11 protein-coding genes are annotated in these 17,709 nt (G+C 49.0%); 4 read left to right on the top strand and 7 right to left on the bottom strand.

Going from position 1 to position 17,709, the window contains the following annotated elements:
- Window positions 1–351: 351 nt before the first annotated feature.
- From OEZ43_19175 to OEZ43_19160, 4 genes are all read right to left on the bottom strand, one after another.
- Window positions 352–1,980, bottom strand: coding sequence for a CTP synthase (locus tag OEZ43_19175; protein MDH5547705.1), 1,629 nt, complete (start codon window positions 1,978–1,980; stop codon window positions 352–354).
- Between the two features lie 116 nt (window positions 1,981–2,096).
- The gene (tilS, locus tag OEZ43_19170; GenBank protein MDH5547704.1) at window positions 2,097–3,470 is read right to left on the bottom strand and encodes a tRNA lysidine(34) synthetase TilS; all 1,374 of its coding nucleotides are present in this window, start codon (window positions 3,468–3,470) and stop codon (window positions 2,097–2,099) included.
- A gap of 10 nt (window positions 3,471–3,480) precedes the next feature.
- On the bottom strand, window positions 3,481–4,437 hold the full coding sequence (gene accA / locus OEZ43_19165) for an acetyl-CoA carboxylase carboxyl transferase subunit alpha (protein ID MDH5547703.1): 957 nt from the start codon (window positions 4,435–4,437) through the stop codon (window positions 3,481–3,483).
- The gene (locus tag OEZ43_19160; GenBank protein ID MDH5547702.1) at window positions 4,434–4,706 is read right to left on the bottom strand and encodes a hypothetical protein; all 273 of its coding nucleotides are present in this window, start codon (window positions 4,704–4,706) and stop codon (window positions 4,434–4,436) included. The genes accA and OEZ43_19160 overlap by 4 nt, the downstream gene beginning before the upstream one ends.
- A gap of 164 nt (window positions 4,707–4,870) precedes the next feature.
- Between OEZ43_19160 and OEZ43_19155 the strand changes: the two genes are divergently transcribed.
- Window positions 4,871–6,403 (top strand): hypothetical protein, encoded by a 1,533-nt coding sequence (locus OEZ43_19155; GenBank protein MDH5547701.1) that lies wholly within the window; start codon window positions 4,871–4,873, stop codon window positions 6,401–6,403.
- 55 nt (window positions 6,404–6,458) lie between these two features.
- On the top strand, window positions 6,459–7,868 hold the full coding sequence (locus OEZ43_19150) for a hypothetical protein (GenBank protein MDH5547700.1): 1,410 nt from the start codon (window positions 6,459–6,461) through the stop codon (window positions 7,866–7,868).
- 69 nt (window positions 7,869–7,937) lie between these two features.
- Here OEZ43_19150 and dnaE read toward each other — a convergent pair whose 3' ends face one another.
- The 3 genes from dnaE to OEZ43_19135 form a co-directional block, all read right to left on the bottom strand.
- Entirely contained in the window at window positions 7,938–11,408 is a 3,471-nt protein-coding gene (gene dnaE, locus OEZ43_19145; protein MDH5547699.1) for a DNA polymerase III subunit alpha, read from the bottom strand.
- Window positions 11,409–11,672: 264 nt separating this feature from the next.
- Window positions 11,673–16,061, bottom strand: coding sequence for an Ig-like domain-containing protein (locus OEZ43_19140; protein MDH5547698.1), 4,389 nt, complete (start codon window positions 16,059–16,061; stop codon window positions 11,673–11,675).
- Window positions 16,062–16,560: 499 nt separating this feature from the next.
- A complete protein-coding gene (locus OEZ43_19135; protein MDH5547697.1) occupies window positions 16,561–16,689 on the bottom strand; it encodes a PHP domain-containing protein in 129 nt (42 codons plus the stop codon).
- A gap of 234 nt (window positions 16,690–16,923) precedes the next feature.
- Between OEZ43_19135 and OEZ43_19130 the strand changes: the two genes are divergently transcribed.
- Entirely contained in the window at window positions 16,924–17,124 is a 201-nt protein-coding gene (locus tag OEZ43_19130) for a hypothetical protein (protein ID MDH5547696.1), read from the top strand.
- Between the two features lie 292 nt (window positions 17,125–17,416).
- Window positions 17,417–17,707 (top strand): nucleotidyltransferase family protein, encoded by a 291-nt coding sequence (locus tag OEZ43_19125; GenBank protein ID MDH5547695.1) that lies wholly within the window; start codon window positions 17,417–17,419, stop codon window positions 17,705–17,707.
- The last annotated feature ends 2 nt before the right edge of the window (window positions 17,708–17,709 follow it).

Here is a 17,709-nt window from a genome sequence, read left to right as displayed (position 1 = left end):
CCAGCTAAAAAGATCAAAGACGCGATGGAAGCAAAACATCCACGCAAATAAAAAGAATAAAGACACTATGCAAGGCAATAATCTCGCCGACCGCCCCACAATAAAATAAAAGCCTGTGTTTGGCGCACAACAACGCGAAAGTCAATTCATGGGGAAAGGCTTTACAAAACCGTCGGCGCCATGGTGAGGATTGCTCCCGGCAATCCTTTCACATTTCCGCCGTCCATGGCGGGCAGACCGGCCGTCGAGCGTACAGGGAAGTATTCACAGCGAGTTTTGTAAAGCCTTTCCCCCTGAATTGACTGACCACCAACCCAAAAGCCAAACATAAACTTTACACAACACCGAACATCAACCCTTAAGATGATGCTCAAGCCCGGCAGCAACAAACGCCGTAAACAATCGATGTCCATCCCGCGGAGTAGACGTAAACTCCGGATGAAACTGACACGCCACAAACCACGGATGCGAAGGAATCTCCACCACCTCAACCAGACGACCATCCATCGAAAAACCAGAAAAACGCATCCCCGCGCCTTCCAACTGCTCGCGATAACCGTTGTTAAACTCATAACGATGGCGATGACGCTCCTCAACCACCTCATCACCATAGGCCGCGCGCACCTTGCTACCTTCCACCAAGCGACACTTCTGCGCCCCCAGGCGCATCGTACCGCCGAGATCAGAATCACTCGAACGACGTTGCACATCACCCTCACCCGTCGTCCACTCTGTAATCAAACCGATAACTGGATGCGGCGACTTCGGATCAAACTCGGTACTATTGGCTTCACCGAGATTCGCCTGATGACGGGCAAACTCCACCACAGCCATCTGCATACCCAAACAAATTCCCAAATACGGAATCTTGTTCAATCGTGCGTAGTGAATCGTATCAATCTTGCCCTCGACACCACGCTCACCAAAACCACCAGGCACCAGAATCGCATCTGCATCCTGCAAACACGCCGTGCCGTTACGCTCGACCTGCTCCGAATCGATATACGCGATACGCACCTTGATCTGGTTTTGAATACCCGCGTGGATCAACGCTTCGGAAAGTGACTTATAGGCATCGGTCAATTCAATATATTTACCGACCATGGCGACCACGATCTCATCCTTGGGATGCTCCATGATCTCGATCACGCGCTGCCATTCACTCAGATCTGCAGCTGGCGCATCCATATGAAAACTATCGATGACGATTTGGTCCAGGCCCTGGTCGTGCAGCGCCTGAGGCACCTTATAGATATTGTCTACATCATAGGCGGCAATAACCGCCTTCTCACGGACATTGGTGAACAAGGCAATCTTCTTACGCTCGCCCTCGGTAATCTCCTGCTCGGAGCGACACACCAGGATATCCGGCTGAATACCGATGCTGCGCAATTCTTTCACCGAGTGCTGGGTAGGCTTGGTCTTTAACTCGCCGGCGGTGCTGATATATGGCAACAAGGTCAGATGCATATACAACACCCGATCACGCCCGAGCTCCACGCCAATCTGACGAATCGCCTCCAGGAATGGCAGGGACTCGATATCACCCACCGTACCGCCGATTTCCACCAGCGACACCTCGGCCCCTTGCGACCCATCGATCACACAGCGCTTGATCTCATCGGTGATGTGCGGAATCACCTGTACCGTCGCACCGAGATAATCGCCGCGACGCTCCTTCTGGATAACGCGCTCGTATATACGACCAGTGGTGTAATTATTTTTACGCCCCATGGTGGCACGCACAAAACGCTCATAGTGGCCAAGATCGAGATCGGTCTCGGCACCATCGTGGGTCACATAGACCTCACCGTGCTGAAACGGACTCATAGTGCCAGGATCAACGTTGATGTACGGATCCAGCTTGATCATCGTGACCTTGAGGCCACGCGCTTCAAGAATCGCAGCCAAAGATGCTGAGGCGATGCCTTTGCCCAAAGAGGACACTACACCGCCAGTTACAAAAATATATCGTGTCATGTAAAACCGGCTTTGTGATGGAGGGGTTACAGCTATAGGACGGTGTTAGAAGTTATCAAAACTGACCAAAATTAACAATCGAAAGATAGACAAATCATGGATCTGGTTAGCGTTTATTACGTCTCAGAATTGGACTCAGTCACAACAAACTGCACGCCGGGTTCGCCGTCACCAGCTACACAAGCCGCAGCCAGCCAGTATCCGACTACTGCCAATAGTTGCTTACCCTGCCACAAAAGCGGAATTCGATCCCGCTCCCAGGGCGGCACACCGGCCCGTTGAAATAACTTGTGCAAGGTGCGTGTATGAGAATCACCCTGTGGCTGGATCTGTTCCCCACCTTCGCGGAAACTCACCCGCAGCGGAGCAGACAAAACAAACTCCCGCGCCAGTCCCCGACCAGAAGCAGGCTGCGCTACCAGGTAACGACCATCGCCCAAATTCAACGGCCGCGCGAGATCCCAGGACTGGTCCAACGTTTGTGGAGTACTCAATGGCCTGGCAAGAAACAGGCGCTGCTGGTAACGTCGCGCCTCCGCGCCCGGCCATTGCAACAGCGGCTGCGCATCCTCCCGTGCAGCGAGTACGGTATTGTCGATACCCTGCAGATGAACTAATGCCGGAAGTGGCAGATCCTTTAACCGGCACCAGCGACGCAACACATTATGTCGACGTTCTATCGGCAGGGTGAGCAAGGCAGGAATATATAAACCGGTAGTTTCGAATGGCGGAACAGATTTATTTTCCGTATTGCTCACCAGCACAGTGTTCAAATCCTGCATCGCCATCAATTCAATCAATTGATCCGCCTCGCCGCACAATGCCGCGCTGCGCGACAGCGATTTGCTCAAGCCCGGCCAACGCTGGCGCAATTGCGGAATCAATGACTGGCGCAAAAAATTGCGGTCGAAATCGGTGCTGACATTACTCGGATCTTCGATCCAGCTGAGCGCATATTGCTCGGCAATAGCTAACAACTGGGCGCGAGAACAACCAAGCAAAGGGCGCAATTTAAAACCCTCGCCCAAAACAGATTCCTCAGCCATCCCCGACAACCCTCGTGGTCCCGCTCCACGTAGCAGTTGCAGCAACACTGTCTCCGCTTGATCTTCTTGATGATGGGCTAGCAAGACGGTATCTCCCGATGCCATCAATCCCCGAAGCGCTGTGTATCGGGCATCGCGCGCAGCCGCTTCAGGACTCTGCCCCTTCTCCGGCCGTGCGTCGACATGACATACGCTCAGGGGAATCGCGAGCCGATCGCAAAACACCTGACAATGAGTGACCCAGCTATCGGCTTCGGCTAATAGTCCGTGATGCACATGCACAGCCTTCAATGCCACGCCGGGGAAATGATCTGCAACTTGTTGCGCCAGATACAACAACACGGTGGAGTCCAGACCGCCACTATAGGCCACCCAAAACGCAGACGGCGCATGTTTCTCAACATGCGCCGTCAAACTCTGTAATAACTGTTGCTTGGGCTTCACCTGTGCAGGATTACTCCTTGAAATTACCGAAGCTCATTAATCGCTTGTAACGCTGATCCAGTAGACGATCAGTGGTAAGCTTGGTCAACTCGCCGAGTTGTTCCGTAAGAGCGACCTTGATCCGCGCCGCCATAATATCCACATCGCGATAAGCCGAGCCGAGTGGCTCTTTGACTATTACGTCGACCAGGCCGAGTTCTTTTAATCGCGCAGCGGTAATACCCAGGGCCTCGGCCGCATCATTGGCGCGGTCGGCGCTCTTCCATAGTATTGATGCGCAACCTTCAGGCGATATAACCGAATACGTTGCGTATTCCAACATCATCAGGCGATCACCCACACCAATAGCCAATGCGCCACCAGAACCGCCCTCACCAATAACCGTACAGATAATCGGTGTCTTGAGCTTGGACATCACGAACAGATTGCGCGCAATCGCCTCACTCTGGCCACGTTCTTCCGCGCCGACGCCGGGATAGGCACCCATGGTGTCGATAAAGGTAATCACTGGCATCTTGAAGCGCTCGGCCATCAACATCAGACGCATGGCCTTGCGATAGCCTTCAGGACGGGGCATACCAAAGTTGCGATAAATCTTTTCCTTGGTCTCCTTACCTCGTTGATGACCAATCACCACCACTGGTTTGTCATTCAATCGCGCAATGCCCCCTACGATAGCTGGGTCATCTGAATAGGCACGATCGCCATGCAATTCCTCGAATTCGCTAAAGACTTTATTGACGTAATCCAGGGTTTGCGGGCGCTGTGGGTGTCGTGACAACTTGGAAATCTGAAAGGCGTTGAGGCTTTTAAAAATCTGCTCTGTCAGTGCCTTGCTCTTGGATTCGAGACGGGTAATCTCATCGGAAATATTGATCTCGGAGTCATTGCCGACAAATCTCAACTCTTCGATCTTCGCCTCGAGTTCGGCGATGGGTTGTTCAAACTCTAGATAATTCGGATTCATGAATCGTTTAACTTTCCAAAAAATTTCAAATCATTATAACGTAATTGTCGCGTATGGTAAGCACGTGTTTCAACCCGCCAATATTTCAGCTCTCTCGCCGCTTCTTCAGCGGTCTTCTCCAGGCGCTTCATCAACTCGTCGGTCGGTGCAGTCGCGCCTGAAAAAAAAGTAAGTCCCACGCTAACGCCCTTAGCCAACAACGTCAGGTTATCGCCACACGTGATTTTCATGGTGCGCAATGCAACTGCCAGACCGACTGATGTCTGCACTGGACGCGCGCTGGGCGATTAAGTTGGGGGAGCGATTTATCTTCTCCCACTGCCTCTTTTCACAACCCTAATGAACCTGTTACTATTTTGCGGCAGTTGCAACCAAACCTAACAAACAACTGCAGATATACGTACTAACAAAATGATACATATAAGGATATAAAATGAGAAACCTCACAACGTACATTTCTATATTTTTCCTCGCCGCTTTCATTGCCGCATGTTTTCACGACTCGTTACCAGATGCCGGGGGACAAAGCAACCCGGACGATATAGCCAAAGTGGATGAATCAAAATTCGCAGCGAGCGCGGTAACAATCGACATGACTACCGCCGATGTGAAACTTGCTATCAAAAATAGTCTTAAAAAAGGCCTGAACGACGGCATTTACCGGATGAGTGAAGGAGCGACTTCTTCTTCCGGATCTATTTCTTTAGCGCTCAAATCGAGAAGCATTCAAAACAAACCTGCGTACAAGGCGCTGACTTCACCGCAGATGAAACGCTTTCTTGAAAACAGTGTAATGAGAAAGGTCACGGGCCGATACAACGAATTCAAAATGTTTCCTCGCGCAAGCGCCGACGATGAGTTGGAAGCAGCTATTGATCAGTTGTTCGATGACGTTTTAGATGCAGGGGTAAAAGATGGCAACACCGTCACCTACCGAATTCAGGAAAGCGTTTGTGATGACACCGATACAGCCGAAGATAAGGCGGACTGTCTGGAAGCTCGCGAACACCTGTCACTCGTAATCGTACTCAATTCCGAAAACGCCGGCATACTCAGCTTGAAGTATGACACGTTCGTACCACTGTCTGTGGGTTATAGCTCTGATGAATGGTTTGTTCAAATCAGCCTGACTGACATCGCTGCGACGGCCAAACAACTCGAAACCGATCTGGCTTTGACCGCCGAGGAAGTCGCCGACATCGATTTGCCGGATACTTTCAAAGGCGCGGTACGCATGTCCATGCAGGTCCCGGATGCCAATACCGTAAAAACTGCGTTCGGCATTATCGAGGCGATCGATATTGATGATACCGACAGTTACGGAACCAAAACTTTTCTGGATATCGCAGTCGCCGAGGTATTAAACGTCAGCGTGAACACCGCGACACGCGAACTCAGCGTCGGTACTGCCATGAATGCCTTTACATTATTATTGCATGAGGTCGGAGAGCAGAATTCGACTACAGACTATAAGTGGGGCTTCTCTGGTATTACCGGCACGGTTAGCGTTGATGTCGAAAACGAAGTCATCACAGTTAGTGACGCCGGATTGCGCGACAAACCACTCTATTGGGACATTGATAACCAGCACGCGTTTATCATTGAAATGGACACCACATCTTTTAAATGGGATGCCTCCACAAGCGATTTCTCTTTGACATTCACCAAGGGCTTTTCCTTTGATGCGAATTTCACAAATCTCAATGGCGAGTTCCAAGATGATTTCTTTTCTGATGCGAACAACCCCGAAGATACAACGCTAAAGATAGGTTTCGCAGTATCGGCACCAACGGGCACAGTCGTGGGTAGCTCAGACGACGATCGTGTACGTGTCGACGCCGGTGGCCCTGTTGTCGCGGCAGTGACCGGTCATAATGCTGGAAGCGTTACCATCAATGCTGGTCAGTGCCTCACTGAACAAGTTGATGAGTTTCCGATTAGCGAGACATGCGCGGCAGACTTTTAAACCCATATCGTAATAGAATCAGCCTCGGAATTCTCCGGGGCTGATTTCACTATACGTGCGCTACTTTGCATTTTGTTTTGGCGTTTATGCCGCTATTTTTAGCGATGCCTTTGCCGCGTCTGCCGTTCCCATTATTCCGGGAAGCCAGCTTTTATATCAGCCCTACCAAAATTATATTGCCTGTCGTACCGGGAGTACCGGGATCGATACATACTTCGGCACAGACACACCCTGTAACTCCCTCACTGCGTCTTACCAAAGCAGTTTGTTCGTCGAACAGGGAGACACACGTATTGGTTCATACGCCAGTTTAATTCAGGCGACTTCTTCCAGTTCCGCATGGGCGCTACACGGACAGTACGAGCGCCTGCAAAAAGAACAGGAATATTTCACATACATAGACAAAGTCGTCGGCGTAGATTTGCTGACGATGAGCCTGCAATATACAACGTACCCCAATCACGCCAGCCTGCTCTACGATGGTTTTGCTTACGCCAGCATTCAGCTAGACGGCTATTTCTCAGACCAGTTTGATGGCTACCTAAACCACCGTATCGCCGTGAAACCCCACCCGGTGCTCGACATAGCCTGGCATCGCGTCAACCCCCGACATGGCTACACACTTCATATTAGAAGCCTAAGTAACGCGGTTTCTGCTAACTTCACCGGGGAGGCAACCTACGACGCTGTAGAAACAAATATTCGATGGAAAAATACAGCTCGAATTTATTTTGCACGTAGTCTCGGTGAATTACGCAGTCAAACTCTGCGCACAGCGCTGGTGTTGCCCAGGAATTTTTCCTTGGCGTTATTCCTGTATCGACAACGATCTCCACACACGACCGATTTCACCAATCTCGGCGTAAGGCAGGGAAAGCTAAACCTGGGTTTTGATGAGTCAGAAACTCAATTTCAGATAAGCTGGTCCTACAAGCCACGCCTTCGGTTGTTCTACAACGGTCAGTGGAGCAAGTGGAATAGCAGCGTCGATGGTGAACTCAACGACTCACTACTACAGTCGGCATTCGACCCCTTAGCGCTGACACGACGAAAGTTTCGACTGGATGGCAATATTTCAACGCAACAACACGCCATTAAACTGCAATATCAAGGACGCGTTAACCTGAGCGCTGGTATTGCTTGGCTGAGCATTATGCCTATGGGCAAAACCGAAAACTGGTTGCCCGGTATTTTTCTATTGCCCGATACTGATTATTCAAAACAGCAGTTGGACGTAAGCAAAATCGATCTGGCCAATATTGACGCCCGCGTTTCCGCAACCTGGTCAAAGCTTGAAGTTTTCTGTCGCTATCAACAATACCTTCCTTTCCGCATCGTATACAACTCGAGGGAAAGCGACGCATTGAAAGATATCTTATCCGATAAAAAACGCCGATGGGCATGGAAGGATATCTTCCCCATCGAAGGCAGCGTATTTGAAACAGGTGTTAGTTACCGCTTTTAGCGTGCGGTTGCTTGCAGTGTTTCCAGAACTTGACTGGCGCTTAACGTTTGTTATTCGCTAAGGTATTTGTTAATACTCCAACTCCACCGCCTCTTCACCGGCGATCTTCTTGAGCCGCTTCATCAACTCGTCGGTCGGCGTAATCTTCCACGCCTGGCCAAAATGGTAAGTCCCGCGCGCGCCCATGATCGGCAGGTTAATACTCACCGGGCACTTGCCTTCCTTGAAGGGCGACAAGGCCTCGGACAACTGCCGGAAAAACTCGCTATTGTTATTGGCATAGTTCAACTTAATACGCAGGCGCTTGCTGTACTGCCCACGCGCCTGATCGATATCCATGATCTCCTTGGCGCTCATCTTGATGCCGCCGGAGTAGTGATCTACGCTCACCTCGCCGCTCACCACCAGCACCGCATCCTTGGTCATCAGGTGTCGGAACTGTTCGTACAGATCCGAGAACATCGCGATTTCCATGCGCGCCGATTTATCGTCCAGGGTCAGAAACGCCATGGTATCGCCGCGCTTGGTCTTCATGGTGCGTAATGCAACTGCCAGACCGGCTATGGTGACTTGCTGTTTACCTTCCGGCTTTAACGCTTTGATTGTGGTGGTAACAAATTTCTTGAGGTCGGACTGGTACTGGTCTAGCGGGTGGCCGGTAAGGAATAAGCCCAGGGTTTCACGTTCACCTTCGAGGCGTTTTTTGTCTTCCCACTCCTCGGTGTCGACAAAGTGTTGATCATCATTGTTCGCATCGGGCGCAACCTGGGCGATGCCGAATAAATCATTCTGACCGCTTTGGGCATCATTCTTATATTGTTCCGCCGATTGCAGCGCATTGGTCAGGGTGACGAACATACTGGCGCGGCTGGGGCCTAAACCGTCCATCGCACCGGAACGAATCAGCGTCTCGAGGGAACGGCGATTGACCTTTTTCAAATCCACGCGGCGACAGAAATCAAACAGATTTTGATACGGACCATTGGCCTGTCGCTCGGCAATAATCACCTCGATAGCCGACTCACCCACGCCCTTGATCGCGCCCAGACCGTAACGGATCTTGCCATCCATGGTCGCTTTGAACTTATAGACACAGGTGTTAACGCTAGGCGGCAGGATCTCCAGCTTCGACGCATAACAATCCTCGATGAAGTTGACCACCTTGTCGGTGTTATCCATATCCGAGGAGATAACCGCGGCCATAAACTCCGACGGGAAATGGGTCTTGAGCCAGGCGGTCTGATACGACACCAGGGCATAAGCAGCGGAGTGAGATTTATTGAAACCGTAACCGGCGAACTTCTCCATCAAGTCGAAGATGTAGGTCGCGGTGGCTTCTTCGATGTTGTTCTTGACCGCACCGGTAGTGAATATCTCACGTTGCTTGGCCATCTCTTCGGGCTTCTTTTTACCCATGGCGCGGCGAAGTAAATCCGCGCCGCCGAGACTATAACCGGCCAACACCTGCGCGATACGCTGTACCTGTTCCTGATACAGGATTACCCCATTGGTGGGTTTCAAAATCGGTTCGAGATCCGGGTGTGCGTACTCCATCGCTGCACGCCCGTGCTTACGATTGATATAGTCATCCACCATGCCCGACTGCAGCGGACCGGGACGGAACAGGGCCACGAGGGCGATGATGTCTTCGAAACTATCCGGTTGCAGACGCGCGATCAGGTCTTTCATACCGCGGGATTCAAGCTGGAACACGGCGGTGGTGTTGCAGTCCTTGAGTAGCTTGAAGGTCTTGGGATCATCTAATGGAATGGCGGCGATATCGACTTCGTCTTTGCCCTCGGTGCGGCAGCGCTCGTTGACCGCCTTGAGTGCCCAATCGATAATCGTCAGCGTGCGCAGACCGAGGAAGTCGAACTTGACCAGACCAACGGCCTCGACGTCGTCCTTGTCGAACTGAGTCACCAGACCCTGACCGCCCTCTTCACAGTATAGTGGCGCGAAATCGGTCAGCTCTGTCGGCGCGATGACCACACCCCCGGCGTGCTTGCCGGCATTGCGCGTCACACCCTCCAGACTCAGGGCCATGTCGAGCAGTTCTTTGACGTCCTCTTCCTGGTCGTAACGCTCCTTAAGCATAGGCTCTTGTTCCAGCGCCTTGGTCAGGGTCATGCCGACTTCGAACGGAATCAACTTGGCGATCTTGTCGACGAAACCATAGGGGTGACTCATGACACGCCCCACGTCACGCACCACCGCCTTGGCCGCCATCGAACCATAGGTGATGATTTGCGAGACCTTCTCGCGACCATAATGACGCGCCACATAGTCAATGACCTTGTCGCGGTTCTCCATGCAAAAGTCGACGTCGAAGTCGGGCATGGAGACACGCTCGGGATTCAAAAATCGTTCGAAGAGCAGGTCGTATTCCAGCGGATCGAGGTCGGTGATGGTCATGGAATAGGCCACCAGTGAACCGGCTCCAGAACCCCTGCCCGGCCCTACCGGGATGCCGTTTTCCTTGGCCCACTGGATGAAGTCGGCAACAATCAAAAAGTAACCGGGGAATCCCATCTGGATGATCACGTCGAGCTCCATCTCCAGCCGCTCGTCATAGGGCTTGCGGATCTCGACGAAGTCCGGCGCATGGCGATCAAACAGAAAATCCAGACGCTTCTCCAACCCCTTGCGACACTCATCACGGAAGAACTCGTCCATGGTCATGCCGTCAGGCACCGGGAAATCCGGCAGAAAATATTTGCCCAGCGTGATATCGACGCTACAACGCTTGGCGATCTCGACGGTGTTCTCTAAGGCCTCAGGCAGGTCGGCGAACAACTCGCACATCTCTTCCTGGGAGCGCAGGTATTGTTGATCGGAATATTTCTTGGGACGACGCGGGTCGTCGAGGGTGCGGCCATCATGGATGCACACCCGCACCTCATGGGCCTCGAAGTCTTCCTGGTGGATAAAGCACACCGCGTTGGTGGCGACCACTGGCGTATCGGTGTCGGCGGCCAGATCGACGGCGAGGTGCAAATACTCTTCCTCTTGGGGACGGCCGGTGCGATGTAATTCTAAATAGAAGCGATCAGGGAATAACTGCTGCCACTCGGCCAGACGTTGCCCGGCCTCGGCGCGATTGCCATTGATCAACAACTGACCGACATCGCCATACAGACCACCCGACAAAGCGATCAAACCCTTTGCGGACTCCGCCGTCAGCCACTCGCGTGCAAGGATGGCCATGCCCAGATGTTGGCCGTGTTGATAGGTCTTGGACACCAGCCGCGTGAGGTTCTTGTAACCCTCGTTGTTCTGACACAGCAACACAAGCGGAAAAGGTTTAGCGACCTCTTTCGGATTCTCGATCCACATGGTCACGCCGATAATCGGCTTAATCCCCGCCCCCTGCGCGGTCTTGTACAGCTTGACCATGCAGAACAGATTCGACTGATCGGTGACCGCCACCGCAGGCATATTCATCTCCGCCACCCGCTTGATCAGCGGCTTGACGCGCACAATGCCATCGACCATGGAGTATTCGGTGTGTAAATGCAGGTGGACAAACTTCGGCTGCATGGGGTCCTTCGACGTCTTGAATCTAAAGCTGTTTTTGTAAAAGTGGTTACTTTTTAGGCAGTTGCCGGGGCCGGTGAGGCTTGGGGTATGATACTGGATTTAAGGACGGTGAGAAACCTCCCTGAGTTTCTACACAATCTACATTCCGATTTTCGCGACAATACTCTGTCAATCTGTTTTTCCATCCAGCATAATTCTTTTAAATCAAAAAAGAATTTTGCGCGTCCATAGACAGGTTCTGCAAACCAAAGCTAACAAGATATTTCATCTCTGGCTTGTCGAATAATGCAACACAGTTGTTCCATTCATATGCTTAACTAAGAAAGTGCTTATGTCGTTCTCCGGTAAACAAATCGCGCCCATATCTGTGTTTATATTTTCTATATCAGTTTCTAGTGTTCCTAAAGCGCTAGATCCAATGCTTCCCGAAACCAAATCACTGCTCATACTTGGGCCTGTTGATGACTTATCTAGGTAAACGGTCAAGAACGTATCGTTGCCGAGCGCCGCTATTGCGAAAATAGACACATCTCCATGGTAAGTCCATCTGATATTGTCGTCTCTGTTAATACGACCCCGGTTTCCCGAGAATTTTATCCCAGACGCGAGGCGTTGTTTCCAAGCCAAGAAATATATTCCCCCACCGTCCACGACACGTAAATCTTCGGCATAGGCGAGAGTCCATTCGTAGTGCGTAGATGCCTCTGTGCCATCCCAACCAGAACCATTGTAATAACGGTAACGAATACCGCCATAGTCGCCGGCCATGTCGGAACTCCAAACCGCAAAGAACCCATCACTTCTTGGAAATGCCTTTATGTTGCCCAAATCACTCACTCTAGATATGTTATCTACAATGCTGACGGTCTTCGAAAACGTATCACCATCTATATGGACACTTTTCACATTTCTTGTGCTATATATTGGACTGCCGAACACTATGAGGTAATCGGTGCCATTGCTCGCCACATCGTACGTCCTTCCTGTATTCGAACTACCAACAGAATACTTTGTCGGCATTTCCCAATTATTCCCGTCGCGACTCTCTATGACAAAAAGATCGGTACCTATGCCAACAACTGCAACCAAACTAGTGCCATTTGTCGCTAATACTACTTCATTCAGAATTGTCGCCCCGTTTAACGTAAAATCTGCAACCTCTACAACGTTCGACCAAGACTCGTTCGCGGGACTATATCGAATTTCCTTGATTTTTTTACTCTCCCGCCAAACTAGAATGTATTCGTTGCCTTTAGTAACAATCGAAGGCTCCCCGCCTAGTTCAACTTTCGCAACAGGCACACCCCAGCCACTTGGAAGCTCCGTAGCTCCATTCAATCCACTTCCAGGAACTAAGGTACTAACAAAATAGATATCTTTTTGTACATCACGCTGTTTCCACACAGCCAAACCAGTACTACTACTAACAAGGACACTTGGTCGATTCAAGACCGATCCGCCTACGTTGTCTCTTAGCAAATTAGAGCTTGATCCAGCAGTCAATTGAGTTCGATTTGACACGGCATCTATCGATGCAGTCAATAGACGTCTTGATATCACGGTGTCGCTTAAATCATTGGACCAAATGACCTCAAAGCTATGGTTCTTTGCTCCAACCACACCTACTGGTAAAAATGCATTGTTATCGCGAGTTTCACTTACGAGCACATGCGGATCTGACCACCCACCCTCGGGTGAATATGCATATGTCCAAAGTTCATCTCGGATTGGTTGCACTCCACTTGGATAGACAGCCTTTTTGGTGTGAACTGCGTAAGTCGTAGCGCCTGCGGCGACCGAAGCTCCCCATTCGACTGGTACAGTTTCCGACCAAGTGCCTGAATTTACAGATACTGAGGCGGTTATTTCCGTAGAACCACTTCCTGCAACAAGTAAATAGCTATTACCATTGGTGTATAAACGCAACTTCTCTTCAGTCTCACTACTGGGTTGCGTGCTATGAACAATTCTTCCACCTATTACGCCACTAACGATTCTGGCGGTTTCAACATTAACTGTAGACCCAGACAAATCTGCTGGAGTTTCTTTGTAGACATACCCCAACATAAAATCGGCTCCGTTGCTCAACAAAGAAAAACTTTCGTTTCTTCCGCTTACATTCTTAGTAAGATCATCAATAACCGTAACCGGACTAGACCAGCCGCCAGGAAGTGATCGAAAAAACCTGAGACGATTAATACCAACGGAGTCTGCCTCTGTTGACTTTTGAACAATCGCGACAACGTGCTCAGTCGAATTCGAGGCTACTCTAACGCCAGCTACACTCTGTGATGGCGTACTATCACTAAAAACGGTTTCTATACTCCAAGATACTCCATCAAACCGAGCTAGATGTACATTGGTCAGATCTCCATTGTTTTCGTTTGCCGCGATTACAAAAGGCTCAGGATTAGCCGCATCTCCACCAGCTCGGATTCCATTGATAGTATCCAAATTGTTTATACCGCCCCATTCCCAACTCACCCAACCAGTGCTAGTTAACCTATGCGCCCATATTGAGTTGACTCCTTCGTTAGCTGAATAGGTAAGCGCCATGATATGACTTCCATTTGACAATATTTGCGCCAATGTCCCCTCAAATGTATTTTCCGAAACACCGCTTCCATTGTAGACGATGACTTTAGTTTTACCGATTCCTGTATTGAACGCCCAGACAAGATTGTTACCCGCAACCACGATATCTTGATATTGAGCATCCTCGATTGGAAAACTGTGTTTTGTTGTAGCGATTGTAGTAGGAATCGACCATTCAACTCCGTTGTAGAGGTAGAATTTTGTTGCCGTTCCCGCTCCGGAATCTATATGAGATATCGCTAAACCTTCGCCTGCAACATTGAATTTAACGTCAACTATGTGGGCAGTATCCCGAGTGTATGTGGATAATCGGCTAAACCCACTTGCAGTTCTAAATTGCCACCGTTCATCTTCCCCCATCGCCAGGCCTTCCTTGTCTCTTATATTTTCTCCATCCACAATAACTGTGTATACCTTGTTTTTTTCCAAGGTGGTTGTCGGTGTCAATATGACTAACTTTAAATCAGAGCTAAACTCCAGAGTGCTCGTAACACCTTCTATATAGAAATTGGCATCAATTATACTTGTCTCGTCCATAGCCTTGTTAAAACTTATTCTGACGCTTGTATCTGTAGGAACCAGCGGCTGTCCTGCTACCGGAACACGACTTATTATCTTTGGAGGAATTGCCTGTTTAGAACTAAAACTCCAGGAATATGGTTCTAGAATGTTACCGTCCATATCTCGAAGATTTTTAACAGTTGCAGTTATCGGCCTATCATGCGTGAGATAAATATCGGGTGCGAATATAATGCGATTTTCATTAGCGCTATACCTCACCGTACCGGTAACATTTGTACCAGTAAAATTTTCGTTAATCGAAATAGTATCTTGCCACGCAAACACAGGTTCAACCGGCTCTGAGATCGTGGCCCATATTTCTTGAACTACTCTTGTTCCACTATAGTTCTGATTAGGATATACCGACGTCACAATCGGAACTCCATTGTCCGCCATGGTCGTGAACTGCCAATCGCCACGAGAAATTTGTAGTTTATGACCGGCCAGATCAGTTACTTCAAGTATTACGCTATATAAACTGTTAAATTCTAGACGGTGGTATGACAAATTAAAGGATAATTCTTTATCTGCTGTTCCTGAAACAACCGTGTGCGGAATATATCCTAATTCCCAAACATCGTCGTTGCTTTCGTTAACTATAAAAATACGTTGTCCATAGTTGTTGGCCACGATAGGTTCATTAAACACAAGACTAAATAGAACATTTCGTTCAACATCTTTCGAATTATGCACTGGGGTCTGAGAAACAATCTGCGGAGCGAATTTGTCAGCAGCTTCCGCAGCGACTGTAGCTTCAGCTGCGACATTTCCCGACGTATCTATCGAAAATGCAGAAAAATAATATGTACCGGAGTTTAGTTTTCTCAGAACAGTGCTATCTCCCTTTCCATTGTAGACTTCAGACCCATCATCAATTGTCTTCGCGAAAGTATCGTTTCTAAAAACAATCACCACACGATCAAAATCGACGTCGGCGGGATTCTTCCAACTTAGCGACAATTCATAGTCTGCTGAAAGAATCACGCTAAACTGAGCTACTGATGCAGGAGGAGCTATATCGGACACACTAGCTTTTACCGATACGGACGCAGAGTAATTTAAATCCTCATCGTAGGTAAAAACGCTGTAATAGTAGTTTCCCGATGGCAAAGGACTCTCGGAATAGTTTTCAAGAGAACCGCGATACACTTCCTCACCGGAGTCTGGTGCCAACGGAAAACTTTCGTTAGAGCGAACCAACAAAACGCCTTGAAAATTGTCGTCTTCCGGATTTTTCCAACTTAAGGATATTTTATTCGGCGCATCTGTGTTCGCTTTGAGGTTTGAAACTGCTGATAACGGTAAAATATCCCTACTTGGGACCATTTGCTCCGTTGCATTTGGTTCAGTATTGGACGGATTGGGTACAGCCTGTTCCGATGTCAGCTCCTCGGATAACATGACCTCATCCGGTTGTTGTTTATCCTTTTCACTCGTACAACCTACTAATACGAGAAATAGTATAAGAACCAAAACAGCTGTAAGTTCTTTGGGCAATCTGAACATCTCAACCTCTAAAACTAATCAAGTACTTCTCCGCAGAATTCTCACAGATTCAAGTTGGTTAACTATTAAATTCAGGTTTAATTGATTCCCGTTTTATCCAACTCTTTGGCAACAAATGGTGAAACCGGATCAAATAACTTAGAAAAATTGACTAGATGGGCGGAACTGCCTCAATTTCTGACCGCCCCCGAGGATTTACATTCCGCGTTAATAACAAAAATGTCCTTTGAAAAAGTAGCGACCTTTCTAGCTGAAGAAGTTGACCTTGTCATTTATTCCGTATGCATTTGTTTTTATTTAGCTTTGATATATTTGTGCAAACTGATTTTACACTAATAGTTGAATACAACAAAAGTACCTAGCACTACCGAGATCAATTCGAACTGTGTTTCAAACTAGCTATCACATAATCAAATGAGCCATGTCTCACGTTATCCGGATTTTCATTATCTAGCTCCGCACACAGAAATACTTGCAATTTTAGACTCGATCACGATATCGAAATAAATAGATTCGACTGTCCCGCCTCCGTCGGCATATTCATCTCCGCCACCCGCTTAATCAGCGGCTTGACGCGCACAATGCCATCGACCATGGAGTATTCGGTGTGTAAATGCAGGTGGACAACAACGGCTGCATTGAGTCCTTGGCTGTTTGTGTGTTTAGTGGTTTTGGTAAAAGTGCTTAATTTTTAGGCAGTTACCGGGCCAGGTGAGGCTTGGGGTATGATACTGGATTTGGATGGATGGGGGAATGTGCATGACTCAATCTGAGTAGTTTTGCTAGAATTGGTCTGCCGACTTCACTGCTACGAGCCATTAAAAAGGTGTTTTAAAGGCCGATGAGTATATGAATGAGGAAAGAATACGACTTTTCAAAGGCTAAGCGGGGCACATTCTTCCACAAGGATGCAACAGTAATTCTCCCCATATATCTCGAAGCCGATATCACTGATTACCTCTCCGAGAAAGCCAAGGCCAAAGGCGTGGAGTTAAGCGACATTGTGAACGAATTACTACGCAAGGACATTGATCTGATCGAAGGTATGAAATAATTCTTTTCACACAACCAGCTGAGAAGACCTAACGACCAGAGCACCACCACGTGTCCCCCACCCGCCTGACGGGTTCGATTTCATATACCCCCTGTCGTGGATTCCTTTTATTTCAGTATATTCCGATAGTTACGCTATTACAGCACCACGAATCAAGGGCGAGAGGACTAGTGAAATCGTTTGCTAAAATCCACGGTGCCCAGGGGAAACAGGCAATATAGTACTCCATGTATGATTCTTGCAAAACAAGGGGTTATAATTATCCCATTGAAACCCAAAACCAATTATCGCCATGAATAGAGACCAGGTTCTCGCAATCCTTAGAAAGTTAAAACCCGAGCTGGTGAGCCGCTTTGGCATTACTCGTATGGCGCTGTTTGGATCTACTGCACGTAATGAAGCAAGGGCGGATAGTGATATAGACATTGTTGTTGCCTTCGATGGGCCGGCAACGTCCGAGCGTTACTTCGGTGTTCAATTTCTTCTTGAAGATAATCTCGGTAAATCGGTGGACTTGGTGACTGACAAAGCCTTACGTCGTGAATTGAAACCGTACATAGAAAAAGAGGCCATTAATGTCTAAGC

The organism is Gammaproteobacteria bacterium (assembly GCA_029881255.1).
GTDB lineage: Bacteria > Pseudomonadota > Gammaproteobacteria > S012-40 > S012-40 > JAOUMY01.
The sequence above is the reverse complement of the archived record's forward strand: the minus strand, read 5'-3'. Positions and strand labels throughout refer to the sequence as shown.

Bases quoted from the DNA above. Each gene is read 5' to 3' on its own strand.
- OEZ43_19155 (MDH5547701.1), top strand. From the start codon at position 4,871: ATGAGAAACCTCACAACGTACATTTCTATATTTTTCCTCGCCGCTTTC.
- accA (MDH5547703.1), bottom strand. From the start codon at position 4,437: ATGAATCCGAATTATCTAGAGTTTGAACAACCCATCGCCGAACTCGAG.
- dnaE (MDH5547699.1), bottom strand. From the start codon at position 11,408: ATGCAGCCGAAGTTTGTCCACCTGCATTTACACACCGAATACTCCATG.
- OEZ43_19130 (MDH5547696.1), top strand. From the start codon at position 16,924: ATGAGGAAAGAATACGACTTTTCAAAGGCTAAGCGGGGCACATTCTTC.
- OEZ43_19125 (MDH5547695.1), top strand. From the start codon at position 17,417: ATGAATAGAGACCAGGTTCTCGCAATCCTTAGAAAGTTAAAACCCGAG.
- OEZ43_19175 (MDH5547705.1), bottom strand. From the start codon at position 1,980: ATGACACGATATATTTTTGTAACTGGCGGTGTAGTGTCCTCTTTGGGC.